At 63.4% G+C, this 18,074-nt stretch carries 13 protein-coding genes; 8 read left to right on the plus strand and 5 right to left on the minus strand.

Annotation, left to right across the window (positions count from 1 at the left end; translation table 11 throughout):
* Positions 1–70 precede the first annotated feature (70 nt).
* The 5 genes from BMY03_RS02735 to BMY03_RS02755 all read right to left on the minus strand — a co-directional run bounded on the left by BMY03_RS02735 (position 71) and on the right by BMY03_RS02755 (position 7,478).
* Positions 71–2,167 carry a hypothetical protein gene (locus BMY03_RS02735; protein WP_094010192.1) on the minus strand — a complete coding sequence of 699 codons (2,097 nt, stop codon included), beginning with the start codon at positions 2,165–2,167 and terminating at the stop codon, positions 71–73.
* 58 nt (positions 2,168–2,225) lie between these two features.
* Complete coding sequence (locus BMY03_RS02740) at positions 2,226–4,232, minus strand: hypothetical protein (RefSeq protein ID WP_143067515.1); 2,007 nt, start codon at positions 4,230–4,232, stop codon at positions 2,226–2,228.
* A 398-nt stretch (positions 4,233–4,630) separates the two neighbouring features.
* Entirely contained in the window at positions 4,631–5,455 is an 825-nt protein-coding gene (locus tag BMY03_RS02745; protein ID WP_094010194.1) for an ATPase, read from the minus strand.
* Positions 5,456–5,542: 87 nt separating this feature from the next.
* Entirely contained in the window at positions 5,543–6,538 is a 996-nt protein-coding gene (locus tag BMY03_RS02750) for an NAD-dependent epimerase/dehydratase family protein (protein WP_094010195.1), read from the minus strand.
* A 49-nt stretch (positions 6,539–6,587) separates the two neighbouring features.
* Positions 6,588–7,478: a LysR family transcriptional regulator ArgP gene (locus BMY03_RS02755; protein ID WP_094010196.1), complete on the minus strand. Its 891-nt coding sequence runs from the start codon at positions 7,476–7,478 to the stop codon at positions 6,588–6,590.
* A 124-nt stretch (positions 7,479–7,602) separates the two neighbouring features.
* Here BMY03_RS02755 and BMY03_RS02760 point away from each other — a divergent pair, with 124 nt between their 5' ends.
* From BMY03_RS02760 to BMY03_RS02795, 8 genes are all read left to right on the plus strand, one after another.
* Positions 7,603–8,202: a LysE/ArgO family amino acid transporter gene (locus BMY03_RS02760; RefSeq protein ID WP_094010197.1), complete on the plus strand. Its 600-nt coding sequence runs from the start codon at positions 7,603–7,605 to the stop codon at positions 8,200–8,202.
* A 238-nt stretch (positions 8,203–8,440) separates the two neighbouring features.
* A complete protein-coding gene (locus BMY03_RS02765) occupies positions 8,441–9,037 on the plus strand; it encodes a superoxide dismutase (RefSeq protein ID WP_023630875.1) in 597 nt (198 codons plus the stop codon).
* Between the two features lie 333 nt (positions 9,038–9,370).
* On the plus strand, positions 9,371–11,422 hold the full coding sequence (locus tag BMY03_RS02770; RefSeq protein WP_038707431.1) for a putative bifunctional diguanylate cyclase/phosphodiesterase: 2,052 nt from the start codon (positions 9,371–9,373) through the stop codon (positions 11,420–11,422).
* A gap of 159 nt (positions 11,423–11,581) precedes the next feature.
* A complete protein-coding gene (locus BMY03_RS02775; protein ID WP_023630931.1) occupies positions 11,582–12,913 on the plus strand; it encodes an imelysin family protein in 1,332 nt (443 codons plus the stop codon).
* Positions 12,914–13,098: 185 nt separating this feature from the next.
* Positions 13,099–14,526 (plus strand): di-heme oxidoreductase family protein, encoded by a 1,428-nt coding sequence (locus BMY03_RS02780; protein ID WP_094010198.1) that lies wholly within the window; start codon positions 13,099–13,101, stop codon positions 14,524–14,526.
* Between the two features lie 18 nt (positions 14,527–14,544).
* Positions 14,545–15,609, plus strand: coding sequence for an imelysin family protein (locus BMY03_RS02785; protein ID WP_023630933.1), 1,065 nt, complete (start codon positions 14,545–14,547; stop codon positions 15,607–15,609).
* A gap of 2 nt (positions 15,610–15,611) precedes the next feature.
* Positions 15,612–16,709, plus strand: coding sequence for a DUF1513 domain-containing protein (locus BMY03_RS02790; protein ID WP_094010199.1), 1,098 nt, complete (start codon positions 15,612–15,614; stop codon positions 16,707–16,709).
* Positions 16,710–16,928: 219 nt separating this feature from the next.
* Positions 16,929–18,071, plus strand: coding sequence for an efflux RND transporter periplasmic adaptor subunit (locus tag BMY03_RS02795; RefSeq protein ID WP_094010200.1), 1,143 nt, complete (start codon positions 16,929–16,931; stop codon positions 18,069–18,071).
* Positions 18,072–18,074 lie beyond the last annotated feature (3 nt).

Genomic DNA, 18,074 nt, shown 5'->3' on the forward strand with positions numbered 1-18,074 from the left:
TTCCTGTTTTTATATAGGCAAACACTGCCCCTTCTTACCAGTGCCCAGCACATCGCCGTGGCAATTGATATCAGTCGGGTTGGAATGACTTTACTTGGGAATACAACCTTGAACCGTCTACTTCGATGGAGTAACTGGCGAACACTTTCTTGCGTCTGTCAGTCTGGGGCCAGGCCGGATTCACCTTTATCAGGAAGGATCGCCCGTCCTTGTACACATCGAGAGTGGCCTCGCGCAGGGTGGGCTCAATTGCCGGATCCACTTCCCAGCGGATCTCGACTTTGTCTCCCTCTTTGATATTGGGATAGTTGAGGTTGAACCTTGGATTGTCTCCCCCGGAAGACAGGTACCCGGGGGCCGGTAGCTCCAGCGCCTGGGCAAGCACGGTCAACGCCAGGGCCTCCGACGTTGCCTCGGGCGGCTCACCACCACGCTCGACGAGGTACTTGACGTCAACCGTTGTTCCGATCGAGTCCAGCAACACCACCCGTGGCAACTGGAACACCACATCCCCAGGGGCTGTGATCACTTGCCACGGCATTTGGTAGGGGAAGTTCGGGCCGGTCCAGACCACTGCCACCTTGTCGCCAGTCGCCATGCCGGAGTATCGCGGAACCGTAACTTTCACATGTGACGCATTGGCAAAATCCTTATGGAAATCGAGCTGGTCGTTATCGTCCCCGAACGCCTTCTCCACCGAGGGGCGTCGCAAGTCGACCGGCACCACCAGTTTGCACGGGGCAGACTCGAACTTGGCGCCCCCCTTGGCGGTCAGTGCGTAGAACAACTCGAGCGTCCCGCCCACCAACTCGAGTACCAGGTCCTTCTCGACGAGGTGCTCGATATCGCCGACGCGTTCCACGGGCAAAGTCCAATCATGGTCGTGAGTAGCGCCATCCGCAGCAGTGCCTTTCCACCACACCGACACTTCGTCACCCACGGCCATATGTGCGTAGGCAGCGATGCGAATGGTTACGCCGTCGTCCGGCACATCATGCGGGTCGAGCCCCCCGCGACTGGCTTCATCCACACTGGGCGCGTCGAGTTCAAGGTTGCCCGATACAGTGATTTCCAGAACATGCGACTTGCGCCCCGCCTGGTCGTTGACCTGGTACTCCAACAATGCGCCCCCTTGCAATGCGGCGACCGCCAAGTCATTTTTCAACTCGAGCTCAATGCCGGCGGTGACTTCCTGCTGGGTCACGGTATGGGGTTGGTCTACGGGGTCCAGGCGCTCCTGCTTGGCATTGACACCCGTCCAGGTCAGCTTCAGCTGATCGCCGGCTGTAATATCGCGGTAAGGTTCAATCCTGACTTTGAGCGGCGTACCCTCCAGGGCGTTGAAATCGATGTTGCCGTCCTCGTCGGCATCCAAGGCCACCGGCGCGTCCAGGGTACGCTCGGCAAGATCCACCTTGGCGTAGGCCTCTCGCGACCACAGCGAGCGATTATTGACCTCGTCGCGAATTTCATAGCGAACGATGAGCTGTTCGACACTGCCGACCTCTTCGATGATGTCCTGGCCGACCGTGACAGGGAAAGAATCCGCGCCTGAAGGCACCGGCCCCTTTATGGATTTGCCATGCCATTGGAGCTCGTAGCAATCGTTCGGCCCACGATTGGGGTAGCCGCCCATGATGATGGCCTCTACTCCCTTGGCAGCCTGGTCAGCATCGATGAAAGGCGGGATGCCCCCCGGCATATCCAGGTTCTCGTTGAAGGAGGTGCTGGGATCGGGGTCGACACCGCCGGGCAAGCTGCGCTTGACCATGACATCAAGCTTTAACGAATCGTCCTCCTGCTCACCGATATCGTCTTTCCACTTGTACCAGACGACGCCAGCACCGTCGGGAATCTTCGACGGTGGTACGTCGAAATCAAGATAGGTACCGGATTCGATACCGAGTGCCTGCGCCTTGCGAACTCGCTTGACCACCGACGGGCTTACCGTCTTGCGCTCTATTTCATCGTCGTTCCAATACAGCGTGACGAGGTCGTTCGGTTGCATGTGGATTGCCAGCACTTGGACCTTCAACGGCGACTGCTCATCATCCAGCAAGCGCAAGCCAATCCCCCTGCCCTTAAAAGCCTGAGGGATCACAGGTTCAGGCAGTTGCGCGACGTGTTTACCGACAGCGGGGCGATTGCGCGACAGTTCTTCGGACATGGCCTTTGCCTCCCAGGTAGTGCCCCCTGGCGAGCAGGCGCTCGCCAGGGATATGGCTTCAGAAGCGTTGAGTGGGAATTGGGCAATTATCCTGCCCAGCCTCACGCACGGAGACTGGCGTAGGTTGATGCGCCGCCGCCACCGAGCCGAAAACGTTACTGGCGGTGTAGCTCACGTGCAGGTGACCTCGACAAACCATGTAGGCATATTGGCGCTTGAGCGCCAGCACTACCTCACCCTCGTCAATATGGTGCTGCTCGATGCGGAACGACGGCCCGCTCACCGGGAAGCCGGGAATCGGATCTTCTGGCATCCCAAGGCCGCGCTTTCCATCGACCGTGATCACGATCACATCGCCGGGCGCCATACCTTTGTAGCCAGCGATACGCACCGGCAGCTCTCGTTGTGCCTCCTCCCGGCCAATGGCACCGTTGCCATTCAGTTTGGTGAACTCCAGCGAAGGCAGTGGCCCCCCTTGCCCCGGCAACTCGTCAGCGCGCAGGACCTCGACCAGCTTCGGGGGTGAAAACGAGGTGTTTTCCGGCCCTCCTGTTTCAGTTTCCCGGGTGACTGCATAGGCCATTACCACTTGGCCGCTGGGCTCGGCACCCAACAACGCTGCTGGCACCGCACGGACGATAGGTAGCTGCTCAGACGCCTCGTGCGCAGTGACCGAATCGAGCGGATGAGGCGATTGGTTCCCCCACCACAGTGCGAGTTTGTCCCCCTCGGCCAGGACTTCCCTAGCACTGAGCCCCTCCCACGCAATGGTAACCTCGGCGCCTGCCGCGACATCCTCGGGATCCAGCTTGTCGTCCTGGCCTGAGCTACCACCTTTGATCGTGGCGGGCACCAGGTCGTCATGCCCGGGCGTTTCCGGATCAGGGTCGGGGCCACCTGGCACCCGTAGATCGACCTCTACATTCGCGGCGCCATCCGATGTACCGATCAACGAACCGGCTCGCCACAGTTCATAGGCAACGGCCACCGGGCCGTACTCCGTTTCCGCGCTGGTCAGCGGGTAGGGCAGCTTGAGCACCATCAGTGGATCCGGCGCTGGCGGAATCTGGTTGACCCGCTGCGGCGCGTCACGTTGGCTCCCCCACAACACGACGATCTCGTCACCCACCGCGACGCTGGTGATCTGGGGAACATGCACGTCCACACCCGCCCGGGCATCCGCCTCGAGGACAGGTGGATCACCGCCAGCATCGAAACCTGGCACTTCGGGAACCGGCAGCAGGTCCGGGATATCCGTCAACAGCAACTCGAGCGTGTCGTGCGGGACCGAAGCCAGCGACACGTTCCCCGCCCGGTCGGTCGACTGGTAGGTGAAGGTGATGGGTTTTCTGTCGTCCAACTTCTGCAAGTCGATCAAAGGCAATGGCACGGTAGTGGGATCAGTTGCGCTAAAAACGGTGATCGGCCCGATCGGTACCTTGTTGGTACCATCGGTCATGGTGACCACGATCTGGTCACCCACCTGCTGCGACACATATCCCTTGACCTCGGTATCCAACAGGCCGGAGGTGAAGTCTCCCACCAGAATGCGCCTTCTCTCCTCCACCACCTTGGGAAACTGCAGTTTGGCCAAGGCTCCATCGCTGCCTCCCGGAGCCTCTCGGTCGATGCGCACAAGGCGCCGGGGCCCTAAATCCCAACGGTCATCCGGGAACGGTTGTACGTCATAGCCCAGGCGAAACCGCGCATCCTCTCCATCAGCCACCGAGGCCCAATACGTGGCAGGCACGCTGAGCTCGAATTTAAAATCAGGGTTTGCCTGTTCTGCCTGAGCTATGGAGTGGAAAGCGCCAGGAATGTTATCGAGACGCACGTCGTCCCATGTCAATGCGATGATGTAATCGACCTCGGACTCTGGCCAGTTCGGTACCTTTACCTTTAGCGCGTCTTCTTGCTTGGTTTTAGGCAGCAATTCCATCTTTCCGGTACCGTCATCAATCAGATCTTCAACAATGGCCTCGCCCATCGCGAGTTTCGGAAAAACCAGCGTCGAAGTCTTCTTTACTTTTGCGCTGCTGATCAACGGGTGAGCAGGCGTATTCATGGCAACCTCCCCTTGCATTTGGCGTGTTCAGGCGTGTGCTGTTGTGAGCGTGGATTGCGCGGTACCTGAATGTAGGCTCCACCCCGGTGTCATTGGCCCGGATGATGCTCAGCTCCGGATGACGCGGTGCCGAGATCGTGATCGCGGCTGCTTGGCCACCACCGTCTGGGTGAAGCAGTAATAACAAAGTCCATCCAGGCCCACACCTGACAGAAATGCTAGGTGCGCGCTGCCATAGGCCTGAAAGCTGACGCTGCTGCGCCCAGGTTTACGCGCACCTGGGGCTTGCAAGAGGCGGCTGAAACCACTGTGGACAAACCACGAGCAAGCCCCGCGCGTAGATCACGCACGGAGCTTCAAAATAGGCAGGGAAGTAGAGCAGGCGCGTAGAAGCGCGCTCAAGGACGGGAGTTAATCTGCTGCTGCAGGTTCTGGATCTGGCTCTGCAGCGTGCTGATGTTGCGGGTTACCTGCCCGCGGAAGGCATCGAATTCCTGCACCGAGGCGCCACCGGCCGTGGGCGTAGGGCGATTGTCCACCTGGCTCTTGAGCACCAGGATATCTTGCTCCAGACTCTCGATGGCGGCATTTGGGTTGCCCTGTTTCTTCAAAGTCGCCACGTCGTTGCTCAGGCTCTTGAGCTGGCCATCGAGCTTACCGCCATCCACCTGCCCCGATTTGAGCGCGGCCAGCTCGGCATTGAGGACCTTGAGTTGCGCCTGCAACTGGCTTTGCAGTTCAGTGACCGCCTTCTGCTGTTCACGGGTATCGGCCAGCACTTGCTCCAGGCGCTTGCCCAGGTCCCCCGCCTGCCCGGCGACGCCCAGCTGCTGCTTGCCCTGCTCGGCCAGGGAAGCCTGCAACTGGCGAATCTGCAACTTCAATGCCTCGCTGCCGGTGCTGTTGCTGGACTCACTGGCGTCGACCTTGCCGCTGATCACCTGCAAGCGCCCGGCGGCCTCTTCACTGATACGGGCAAAGCTTTCCTGGGTCGCGACCAGCTGTTGCTCCATCAGGGTGATCTGCTGGAAGCTCCACCAGCCAAGCCCGGCCAGGGCGATGAACGAGGCGCCCAGCAATGTCCACAGCGGGCCATTGCTACGCGGCCGCACCGCCTTCTGGCGGCTACGGGCCACATGGGCAGGCAGCAATTCATCGTCATCAGGGGTGCCGGCACGCAGGGTGGGCACGTCGTCGAAATCATCGTGGGCGTCGTTACGCATGGGTGCATTCAACCGCGGTGGTAGCAAAGAGGCATGAGTATAAACCGCCAGGGCGGCGCACTGATGACCATCATCCCGCGCACAGGTTCAGCGTTGCCCGTGTTGCGCCTGCCACCAGCTGCAGAATTCATCCAGCGCCGCCCACACATCGGTTCCGGGCCGGTAGTCCAGATACTGGCGGGCGCGGCTGATATCGAGGGTGAAATCCGTGCTCATCACCTGCACCGCCGTGCGGCTCAGGGTCGGTTGCGGGCGCCCGGGCCAAAGCAGACAGGCAGCCTCGTTGAGCGCCCCCAGACTGTAGGCCAGGGCAGGTGAACGATAGCGGGTGACCTGGGGTAGCTGCATGCGGCGCATCACGTAGTTGACCACATCCCACAGCGGCAGTGGCTGGCCGTTGCTGATGTTGTAGGCCTGGCCCAAAGCCTGGTCCTCGGCGAACAGCGCGCTGAACAGTGCCTGGTTGAGGTTGTGCACACTGGTGAAGTCGACCTTGTTCAGGCCATTGCCGATGATCGCCACACGCCCCTTGGCCTGCATGCGCATCAGCCGTGGGAAGATGCTCGCATCGCCGGCCCCGGTGACGAAGCGCGGGCGCAGCGCCAGCACCTCCAGGCCGAACTCCTGGGCGCCGAACACCTTCTGCTCGGCCAGGTGTTTGGTCAGCGCGTAATGGTCATGGAATCGACGCGGTACCTGGTCCTCGCGGACATCCATACGCGAGCGGCCGGTGAAGTAGATCGACGGCGACGACAGGTGTACCAGGCGCCGCACATGCTCCTTGATGCAGCCTTCGACCACGTTCTCGGTGAGCACCACGTTGCCTTGGTGGAAGTCCTGATAGCGGCCCCAGGTGCCCACTGCGCCGGCGCAGTGCACCACCGCGTCCACCCCCTGGCACAGGCGCCGGGCCAGTTCGGCGTCGCCCAGGTCGCCGGGGATGAACTGCGCCCCACGCTTGACCAGATGCTCCACACCCTCTGCCCGCCGGCCGTTGACCCGCACCTCCAGGCCCTGCTCCAGGGCGAAACGCGCAAAGCGCCCGCCGATGAAGCCGCTCGCGCCGGTGACCAGAATTCGCATGTAAGACTCCGCCTTGCTCTATTTCAGATGCAGCTGACGCTTGAAGTGCCTACAAGGGCACCAGCCAATTCCGCGCCGAATGGCGCAGGTGCTCGGTCAACTGGGCGAGCAACTGCCCGCCGTTGCGCCAATGATGCCAGTACAAGGGCACATCGATGGGGGTATCTGCACAGATCTCCACCAGCTCACCACGCACCAGCTGCTTGGCCACCTGTCGCTCCGGCACCAGCCCCCAGCCGAGGCCGGCTTCTGTCATGCGCATGAAACCTTCGGATGAGGGGCAAAGGTGGTGCAGGAAACCTTCCTGCACACCCAACGACGCCAGGTAGCGATGCTGCAGGAAATCGTCAGGCCCGAACACGACAGCCGGGGCGCGGGCCAGGCGCTCGACCGCGAACCCGTTGGGAAAGTAACGCGCCATGAACGCGGGACTGGCCAGCGCCCGATAGCGCATCAAGCCCAACGGCAAGCTGCGCGCTCCGGCCACCGGCCGTTCGCTGCCACACAGGCAGGCCGCCACTTCACCGGCGCGCATGCGTTTCAGACCGACGTCCTGGTCCTCGACCACCAAATCGAGCAGCACCTGCTGCTCGGCGCAGAACGGCCCCACCGCCCCGGCCCACCAGGTTGCCAGGCTATCGGCGTTGAGGGCGATGCGCAGGCGCTCGGGCATGCCCTCCTCGTCCAGTGCCGGCACCTGGCCTTGCAGATCGCGCTCGAGCAGGCGCACCTGCTGCACATGGTTGAGCAACTGGCGCCCGACTTCCGTCGGGCTCGGTGGCGTGGCGCGCACCAGCACCGGCTGGCCAACCCGTGCCTCGAGCAGCTTTATGCGTTGCGAGATGGCCGATTGCGACAATCCCAGTACCTGGGCGGCGCGCTCGAAGCCGCCTTGCTCGATCACCGCGGCGAGGGCGGCGAGCAATTTGTAGTCGAACATCGATTTCTCTAATGACTGATCAGCTATATTTGTTTTTCTTATACCGCCGCAACCGCCAGAATGGCCACATCTTTCTTGGTAACCCGCGCCGATCCCGCATCGGCGCCATTGGAGTGTTCCCGCTATGTGGCAAAGCTATCTCAACGGCATGCTGGTGGCCTTCGGCCTGATCATGGCCATCGGCGCGCAGAACGCCTTCGTCCTGGCACAAAGTCTGCGCCGTGAACACCATCTGCCAGTGGCGGCACTGTGCATCGTCTGCGATGCCCTGCTGGTCGCCGCCGGGGTGTTCGGTCTGGCCACGGTGCTGGCGCACAACCCGACACTGCTGGCCGTGGCCCGCTGGGGCGGTGCACTGTTCCTGATCTGGTACGGCGCCAAGGCCCTGCGCAGCGCCTGCTCGAAACAGAGCCTGCAGCATCAGGAAGGCCAGGGCATGCGTTCGCGCCGCGCGGTGCTGCTCAGCGCCCTGGCGGTGACCCTGCTCAATCCGCACGTCTACCTTGATACCGTGTTGCTGATCGGCTCCCTCGGCGCCCAGCAGGCCGTGCCCGGCGCCTACGTGGCCGGCGCCGCCAGTGCCTCGCTGGTATGGTTCTCGACCTTGGCGATCGGCGCCGCCTGGCTGGCACCGTGGCTGGCACGTCCGGCGACCTGGCGCATGCTGGACCTGATGGTGGCGGTGATGATGTTCGCGGTGGCGGCGCAGTTGATCTTCAACTGACGCCGCGAAAAAACCGGGTATCCCACGCAGGGCTACGACAGTCAAGCAGCCCACCTGTCGGCCCCAGCCAACCGCTCTGGAACCTCTATTCCCTATAGATGTTGCGTGGTTAAGCGCCGAGGCCGGTGCTATGATCCAGCCCTTGCGTCGCAAAGAGTACAAACTCGCCGACGCTCACCGGGCCGCCCGTGATCGGCCTTGCGCATACCGCGAACAGACCTGAATCAGGAGATCCACCATGGCTTTTGAATTGCCGCCGCTGCCATACGCCCACGATGCCCTGCAGCCGCACATCTCCAAGGAAACCCTGGAGTATCACCACGACAAGCACCACAACACCTATGTCGTGAACCTGAACAACTTGGTCCCAGGCACCGAATTCGAAGGCAAGACCCTCGAAGAGATCGTCAAGAGCTCCTCCGGCGGTATCTTCAACAACGCCGCTCAAGTCTGGAACCACACCTTCTACTGGAACTGCCTGGCGCCGAACGCCGGCGGCCAACCAACTGGCGCTCTGGCCGAGGCCATCAACACCGCCTTCGGTTCCTTCGACAAGTTCAAGGAAGAGTTCACCAAGGTCTCCGTCGGCACCTTCGGCTCCGGCTGGGGCTGGCTGGTGAAGAAGGCCGACGGCTCCCTGGCCCTGGCCAGCACCATCGGCGCCGGCAACCCGCTGACCAGCGGCGACACCCCGCTGCTGACTTGCGACGTCTGGGAACACGCCTACTACATCGACTACCGCAACCTGCGTCCGAAGTATGTCGAGGCGTTCTGGAACCTGGTCAACTGGAAGTTCGTTGCCGAGCAGTTCGAAGGCAAGACCTTCAAGGCCTGATTGTTCGCCAAGCCTGCAAAAAGACCCGGCCTCGTGCCGGGTTTTTTGTTGCCTGCCATGACGCTAGCGCCAAGCAAGCTCGCTGCCCCCAGGGCCAACCTGACAGAATTGCCTGCAACCCATCCGTGCGCTCTTGCTCAGCCCGCATAGCGCGCTAACATCAACCTTCTGGAAAGTTGACGCAGCGCACTCAAGTCGCATGACCGCTCAACCGATATAGAGCCAAGGGCAGATCCGTCGACGGACGTGTTGCCTGCCGGGGCATTCGGTCGATAGTCTGTCGCCATGGTTGATGGCAAAATAATGGCATGCGCATGGATTAAGGAAACCCCATTGAAGCTGGAATTCCGAAACAGCTTATCGGTCAAGTTGCTGCGGGTCGTACTGCTCTCGGCATTGGCTGTCGGCGTCGTACTCAGCTGTGCGCAGATCGTCTATGACGCCTACAAGACCCGCCAGTCGGTGAACAACGACGCCCAGCGCATCCTCGACATGTTCCGCGACCCCTCGACGCAGGCGGTGTACAGCCTCGACCGGGAAATGGGCATGCAGGTGATGGAAGGCCTGTTCCAGGACGGCTCGGTACGCATGGCCTCCATCGGCCACCCCAACGAAACCATGCTCGCGGAAAAGTCCCGGCCACTGCAGGACATGTCCATGCGCTGGCTGACCGACCTGATCCTCGGCCAGGAGCGCACCTACACCACGCAACTGGTCGGCCGCGGCCCCTACAGTGAATACTACGGCGACCTGAGCATTACCCTCGACACCTCCGCCTATGGCGAGGGTTTCCTGGTCAACGCGGTGATCATCTTCATCTCCGGCGTGCTGCGCGCCCTGGCCATGGGCCTGGTGCTGTATCTGGTGTACCACTGGCTGCTGACCAAGCCGCTGTCGAAGATCATCGAGCACCTGACGCAAATCAACCCCGACCGCCCCAGCCAGCACCAGATCCCCTTGCTCAAGGGGCACGAGCGCAACGAACTGGGCATCTGGGTCAACACCGCCAACCAGTTGCTGGCCTCCATCGAACGCAACACCCACCTGCGCCACGAGGCCGAGAACAGTCTGCAGCGCATGGCCCAGTACGATTTTCTCACCGGCCTGCCCAATCGCCAGCAACTGCAGCAGCAACTGGACAAGATCCTCATCGACGGTGGCCGCCTGCAACGCCGTGTCGCCGTGCTGTGCGTGGGCCTGGACGACTTCAAGGGCATCAACGAGCAGTTCAGCTACCAGGTCGGCGACCAGCTGCTGCTGGCGCTGGCCGACCGCCTGCGCGCCCACAGCGGGCGCCTCGGCGCCCTGGCCCGGTTGGGTGGCGACCAGTTCGCCCTGGTCCAGGCCAATATCGAACAGCCCTACGAAGCCGCCGAGCTGGCCCAGAGCATCCTCGATGACCTCGAGGCGCCCTTCGACCTCGACCACCAGCAGATCCGCCTGCGCGCCACCATCGGCATCACCCTGTTCCCCGAGGACGGCGACAGCACTGAGAAGCTGCTGCAAAAGGCCGAGCAGACCATGACCCTGGCCAAGGCCCGCTCGCGTAACCGATACCAGTTCTATATCGCCAGCGTCGACAGTGAGATGCGCCGCCGCCGCGAACTGGAAAAGGACCTGCGCGAAGCCCTGCCGCGCAACCAGCTGTACCTGGTGTACCAGCCGCAGATCAGCTACCGCGACCACCGCGTGGTAGGCGTCGAAGCCTTGCTGCGCTGGCAGCACCCGGAGCTGGGCATGGTCCCGCCCGACCAGTTCATTCCCCTGGCCGAGCAGAACGGCAGCATCATCAGCATCGGCGAGTGGGTGCTCGACCAGGCCTGCCGGCAGTTGCGCGAATGGCACGACCAGGGCTTCAGCGAGCTGCGCATGGCGGTCAACCTGTCCACCGTGCAACTGCACCACAACGAGCTACCGCGGGTAGTCAACAACCTGCTGCAGGCCTACCGCCTGCCACCGCGCAGCCTGGAGCTGGAAGTCACCGAGACCGGCCTGATGGAAGACATCAGCACCGCCGCCCAGCACTTGCTGAGCCTGCGCCGCTCCGGGGCGTTGATCGCCATCGACGACTTCGGCACCGGTTACTCCTCGCTCAGCTACCTGAAATCGCTGCCGCTGGACAAGATCAAGATCGACAAGAGCTTCGTCCAGGACCTGCTCGACGACGATGACGACGCCACCATCGTTCGCGCCATCATCCAGCTGGGCAAGAGCCTGGGCATGCAGGTGATCGCCGAAGGCGTGGAAACCGCCGAACAGGAGACCTACATCATCGCCCAGGGCTGCCATGAGGGTCAGGGCTACCACTACAGCAAGCCGCTGTCCGCGCGCGAACTGACCAACTTCCTCAAGCAGGCGCAACGCAACCAGGTTTCCGCGTTGTAACCCCCACCAATCTCGGCCAAGCAGGGCAAGCGGGCGTTTGCATGAAATGCGCGCCCGCCCCTTTACAGCAAATGCAAATCTTTCGCATGATGTTGCGGTTTCGCGTGCCACGGCGCACGGTCCACCCATGGTCCAACCACACGACGCAGGAAACCAACAATGATTCGAATGCCTCTGGCCTCCGCCAGTCTGCTGGCCATCGCCATCGCCCTCGCCGGTTGCGGCGAAGGCAATGACGACAAGGCCGCCGCACCGCAAGCCCAGACATCTGCCGCTGCCACCACCGCGGCACCAGGGGCTGTCGATGAAGCCGCCGCCAAGGCCGTGGTCAAGCACTACGCCGAGATGGTCCATGCCGTGTACAGCGACTCGCTGAGCACCGCCAAGCAGTTGCAGACTGCCGTCGACGCCTTCCTCGCCAAGCCCGACGACCAGACCCTCAAAGCCGCCCGGGACGCCTGGGTCGCCTCGCGCGTACCCTACCTGCAGAGCGAAGTCTTCCGCTTCGGCAACACCATCATCGACGACTGGGAAGGCCAGGTGAACGCCTGGCCCCTGGACGAAGGCCTGATCGACTACGTCGACAAGAGCTATGAGCACGCCCTGGGCAACCCGGCGGCCAACGCCAACATCATCGCCAACACCGAGATCCAGGTGGGCGAAGACAAAATCGACGTAAAGGACATCACCCCCGAGAAGCTGGCCAGCCTGAACGAGCTGGGCGGTTCCGAAGCCAACGTCGCCACCGGCTACCACGCCATCGAATTCCTGCTCTGGGGCCAGGACCTCAACGGCACCGGCCCAGGCGCGGGCAACCGCCCGGCCTCCGACTACCTCGAAGGCAAAGGTGCCACCGGCGGGCACAACGACCGTCGCCGTGCCTACCTGAAGGCGGCCACCGACCTGCTGGTCAAGGACCTTGAGGAAATGGTCGGCAACTGGGCGCCGAACGTCGCCGACAACTACCGCGCCAGCCTGGAAAAAGAGCCGGCCAACGATGGCCTGCGCAAGATGCTGTTCGGCATGGGCAGCCTGTCGCTGGGCGAACTGGCGGGCGAGCGCATGAAGGTCTCGCTGGAGGCCAACTCGCCGGAAGATGAACACGACTGCTTCAGCGACAACACCCACTACTCGCACTTCTACGACGCCAAGGGCATCCGCAACGTCTACCTGGGCGAGTACACCCGTGTCGACGGCAGCAAGCTGAGCGGCCCGAGCCTGTCGTCGCTGGTGGCCAAGGCCGACCCAGCCACCGACGCCACCCTCAAGGCCGACCTGGAAGCCACCGAAGCCAAGATCCAGGTGATCGTCGACCACGCTCTCAAGGGCGAGCACTACGACCAGCTGATCGCCGCCGACAACGCCGCCGGCAACCAGATCGTGCGTGACGCCATCGCTTCCCTGGTCAAGCAGACCGGCGCGATCGAGCAGGCCGCGGGCAAGCTGGGCATCGACAACCTGAACCCGGACACCGCCGATCACGAATTCTGATCAGCGTTGCGGTTCAGCAGAGGCGGCCTTCGGGCCGCCTTTTTCATTTCCGTGTTCGGGAGCGGAATGGGTGGTCGCGGACATTTCCAGGTAAAGCCTATTTCATCTGGTAATTGCAAATTGCTCTTATTCAATCCCCCCTGGCCTGATAAGCTTGCACGCCGGTTTTTCGCCCATGCCCAGGATTGTCGATGTCCTTGCTCCGCCTAAGCCCTCTGCTGCTGGCCTTCGCCCTCGCCGCCTGTGACGACGCCCCGCGTTTCACCCAGGCCGAGCCCGGCGAGGCGCTCTCCGGCGGCAAGGCGACGGTGCAGCGCAGCGATCGCAACGCCTACTCGCTGCCCTCGGCCAACCTCACGCCCGAGCGGCGCCTGGACTTCGCCGTGGGCAACAGCTTCTTCCGCAACCCCTGGGTAATCGCCCCCTCCACAACTACCGCCCGCGATGGCCTCGGCCCGTTGTTCAACACCAACGCCTGCCAGAACTGCCACGTGCGCGATGGTCGCGGCCATCCGCCGGAGCCAGACGACAGCAACGCGGTGTCGATGCTGGTGCGTCTGTCGATCCCCGACCAGCCGTACTACGCCCAGGTGATCGAGCGCCTGGGGGTAGTCCCGGAGCCCGTCTACGGTACCCAGTTCCAGGACATGGCCATCCCCGGCGTGGCCCCGGAAGGCAAGGTCCGCGTGACCTACGACAACCACAATGTCACCTTCGCGGACGGCCACCAGGTCGAACTGCGACGCCCGACCCTGCGAATCAGCCAGCTCGGCTACGGCCCGCTGCACCCCGACACACGCTTCTCCGCCCGGGTCGCTCCGCCGATGATCGGCCTGGGCCTGCTTGAAGCCATCCCCGAAGCCGACATGCTGGCCAACGAGGATCCCGACGACCACAACCGCGACGGTATCCGTGGCCGCGCCAACCGCGTGTGGGACGATGCCCAGGGCAGGACCGTGGTCGGCCGCTTCGGCTGGAAGGCAGGACAGCCAAACGTCAACCAGCAGAACGTGCACGCCTTCGCCGGCGACATGGGCCTGACCACCACCCTGTTGCCCAAGGACGACTGCACCGCAGCGCAGCTCGATTGCCTGGCCGCGCCCAATGGCAATGGCCAGGGCGGCGAAAAGGAGGTCAGCGACAATATCCTGCGCCTGGTCACCTTCTACACCCGCAACCTTGCCGTGCCGGCCCGGCGCAACGTCGATGCGCCGCAGGTATTGGCCGGCAAGAACCTGTTCTACCGGGCTGGTTGCCAGGGCTGCCACACCCCGCAATTCACCACCTCCGCCAATGCGGCCGAGCCGGAACTGGCCAACCAGGTGATCCGCCCCTACAGCGACCTGCTGCTGCACGACATGGGCCCGGGCCTGAGTGACGAACGCACCGAATTTGCCGCCAACGGCCAGGACTGGCGCACCCCACCGCTGTGGGGCATCGGCCTGAGCGAAACCGTCAGCGGCCACAGCCAGTTCCTGCATGACGGCCGCGCCCGCAACCTGCTCGAGGCCGTGCTCTGGCACGGCGGCGAAGCCCAGGCGGCGCGCGACCATGTACTGACCTTCAATGCCGAGCAGCGCGCAGCGCTGCTGGCGTTCCTGAATTCACTTTAAACGCACAAGGAGCCGGGCATGTTCCGACCCAAACTGTTGTTCACCAGCCTCGCCGCACTCGCCTTGGGCGCCTGCTCGCCACAAGACCCACAGGCAGTGACCTCCGCGGCCATCGCCAAGCAGGTGATCCTGCCGACCTACAGCCGCTGGGTTGAGGCCGACCGGCAACTGGCCGCCAGCGCCTTGGCCTACTGTGAGGGCAAGCAGGACCTCGAGACCGCCCGTGCCGACTTCCTCAACGCGCAAAAAGCCTGGGCCGAATTGCAGCCATTGCTGGTCGGCCCGCTGGCCGAAGGCAACCGTGCCTGGCAGGTGCAGTTCTGGCCGGACAAGAAAAACCTGGTCGGCCGCCAGGTCGAGCAACTGGTCAACGGCGAGCAGGCGGTCACCGTCGAATCGCTGGGCAAGGCCAGCGTCGTGGTCCGTGGCCTGTCCGCCTACGAATACATCCTGTTCGACAGCAAACCGGACATCGCCAGCGCCGAACAGAAGGCCCGCTACTGCCCGCTGCTGGTCGCCATCGGCGAACACCAGAAGGCCTTGGCCGAAGAGATCCTCAAGGGCTGGAACAGCACCGACGGCATGCTGTCGCAGATGACCAAGTTCCCCAACCAGCGCTACGCCGACTCCCACGAGGCGATCGCCGACGTGCTGCGTGCCCAGGTCACCGCCCTGGACAGCCTGAAGAAAAAGCTCGGCGCGCCAATGGGCCGGCAGAGCAAGGGCATTGCCCAACCACTGCAGGCCGAGGCCTGGCGCAGCCACTCGTCGATCAAGAGCCTGGAAGCCTCGCTCAAGGCCGCCCAGACTGTCTGGGTCGGGGTCGACAACCAAGGCCTGCGCGGACTGCTGGGCAAGGACCAGACGGCACTGGCACAGAAGATCGACGACGCCTATGCTGCTGCGCTCAAGCTGCTGGCCGACAACCAGAAGACCCTCGGCGAACTGCTGGCCGATGACGCCGGCAAGCAGACCCTCAACCAAATCTACGATGCCCTCAACGTCGTCCACCGCCTGCACGAAGGCGAGCTGGCCAAGGCGCTGAACATCCAGCTGGGCTTCAACGCCAACGACGGTGACTGATCATGCTGCGACGCCAGGCCCTGAAACTCGGTAGCGTTCTGCTCAGCGCCCTCACCCTGGGTGGCTGGAGCCTGTTCCGCGGCAAAGGCAGCGAACCCTTGCTGCTTTCGGCCCGCGACGACGGCGACGGCAAGCACTACGCCGTCGGCTTCCGCCTGGACGGCACCCAGGTGTTCAGCACCCAGGTGGCCCAGCGTTGCCATGCGATCATCAACCACCCGACGCTGCCGATCGCACTGTTCGTCGCGCGCCGGCCCGGTACCGAGAGCTATCTGGTCGACCTGCGTGACGGGCGCCTGTTGCAAACCCTCGCCTCACAGCCCAGCCGGCACTTCTACGGCCACGCAGTGATCCACAAGGGTGGCGAGTGGCTGTATGCGACCGAGAACGACACCAGCGACCCGGGCCGTGGCGTACTGGGCGTCTACCGCTTCGAGGGCGAGCGCCTGGTGCACAGCGGCGAGATCCCCACCCACGGCATCGGGCCCCATGAAGTGGCCTGGCTGCCCGATGGCGAGACCCTGGTGGTGGCCAACGGCGGCATCCGCACCGAGGCCGAGAGCCGGGTGGAGATGAACCTCGACGCCATGGAGCCGAGCCTGGTGCTGATGCAGCGTGACGGCACGCTGCTGAGCAAGGAGACCCTGGCCCAGCAGATGAACAGCGTGCGTCACCTGGCAGTTGGCGATGATGGCACCATCGCCGCCTGCCAGCAGTTCATGGGTGGCTCGGAAGAAACCGCCGAACTGCTGGCAATCAAGCGCCCGGGCGAGCCGTTCCAGGCCTTCCCGGTGCCGGAGCGCCAGCTGCAATCGATGGCCCAGTACACCGCCAGCGTCGCCATCCACAGCGACCTGCGCCTGGTGGCGCTGACCGCGCCGCGGGCCAACCGCCTGTTCATCTGGGACCTGGACAGCGGCGCAGTCAAACTTGATGCGCCGATGCCCGATTGCGCCGGGGTCGGAGCGGTGAAGGATGGTTTCGTAGTCACCTCCGGGCAAGGCCGCTGCCGCTTCTATGATTGCCGCCAGGCGCAGTTGATCGGGCAACCGATGGACCTGCCTTCAGGCTTCTGGGATAACCATCTGCACCTGGTCTGATCGCTCTATTGCCTGCACCGGCCCCATCGCCGGCAAGCCGGCTCCCACACCAGCAACACCCTCCTGTGGGAGCCGGCTTGCCGACTATGGGGCCACAACAGGCAATCTATCTCCTCCCCTTTTCCAGAAAACCGACAATACTTGCCCCATCGCACGTGGGCCGGATCGCCCGTGGTCGTGCCCGACGAACAACAAAATCCACCTCCAGGGAACCGGACCATGTTGCGCCGCCGCATGCTGATCATGTTGGCCGTCGTCCTGCTGATCGTGTTGATCCTGGGGGGCATCAAGGCCTTTTCCATCTACCGGCAAGTGCAGATGTTCTCGCAGCCCAGGCCCCCGGTCAGTGTTGCCGCTGCCCAGGCCGAGCTACGCCAGTGGCAGGAGCGCCTGCCGGCGGTCGGGAGCCTCAAGGCCTACCAGGGCGTTGAGTTGAGCCTTGAGGTGGCCGGGACGGTAAAGTCGCTGCATTTCGAATCCGGGCAACAGGTCAAGGCCGGCCAGTTGTTGCTGCAATTGGACAGCGACCAGGAAACCGCCCTGCTCGGCACCGCACAGGCCGACCTGGGGCTGGCCAAGGTCGACTTCGGCCGCGGCAGCCAACTGGTCGGCGACTCGGCGATCTCCCGTGGCGAATATGACCGCCTGGCCAGCCAGTACCGGCGCAACCAGGCCGTGGTCGACCAGCTCAAGGCATCGCTGGCGAAAAAGAGCATCAGCGCTCCGTTCAGCGGCACCATCGGCATCCGCCAAGTGGACGTCGGCGCCTACCTGCCCAGCGGTACGGTGATCGCCACCCTGCAGGATCTGTCCAGTCTCTACGTCGACTTCAATGTGCCCGAGCAGGCGTTGCCACACCTGAGCCTCGGCCAGCGCGTGCTGGCCCAGGTGGCCGCCTACCCTGACCAGACCTTCCCCGCCAGCCTCAGCGCGATCAACCCCAAGGTCGAGGAAAGCACGCGCAACCTGATGGTCCGCGCCACCCTGGCCAACCCCGAAGGCAAGCTGCTGCCGGGCATGTTCGCCAGCCTGCAACTGTTGCTGCCCGACCCGCAACCGCAGGTCGTGGTGCCGGAAAACGCCATCACCTACACCCTCTACGGCAACTCGGTGTATCGCGTCAGCCCGAAAAAGGGCGAGGACGGCCAGCCGCTGCACGATGCCAACGATCAGCCGCAGCTGATCGCCGAACAACTCACCGTGCAGACCGGCGAGCGTCGCGACGGTTGGGTCGTGGTGCTCAAGGGCCTGCAGGCCGGTGACCAGGTCGTCACCGCGGGTCAGCTCAAGCTGAGCCCAGGCGCGGCGATCCGCATCAGCGCCGATTCAGCCCTGAAACCCGCCGCGCCTGGCGCGCAGTGAACG

The organism is Pseudomonas soli (assembly GCF_900110655.1).
GTDB classification, from domain to species: domain Bacteria; phylum Pseudomonadota; class Gammaproteobacteria; order Pseudomonadales; family Pseudomonadaceae; genus Aquipseudomonas; species Aquipseudomonas soli.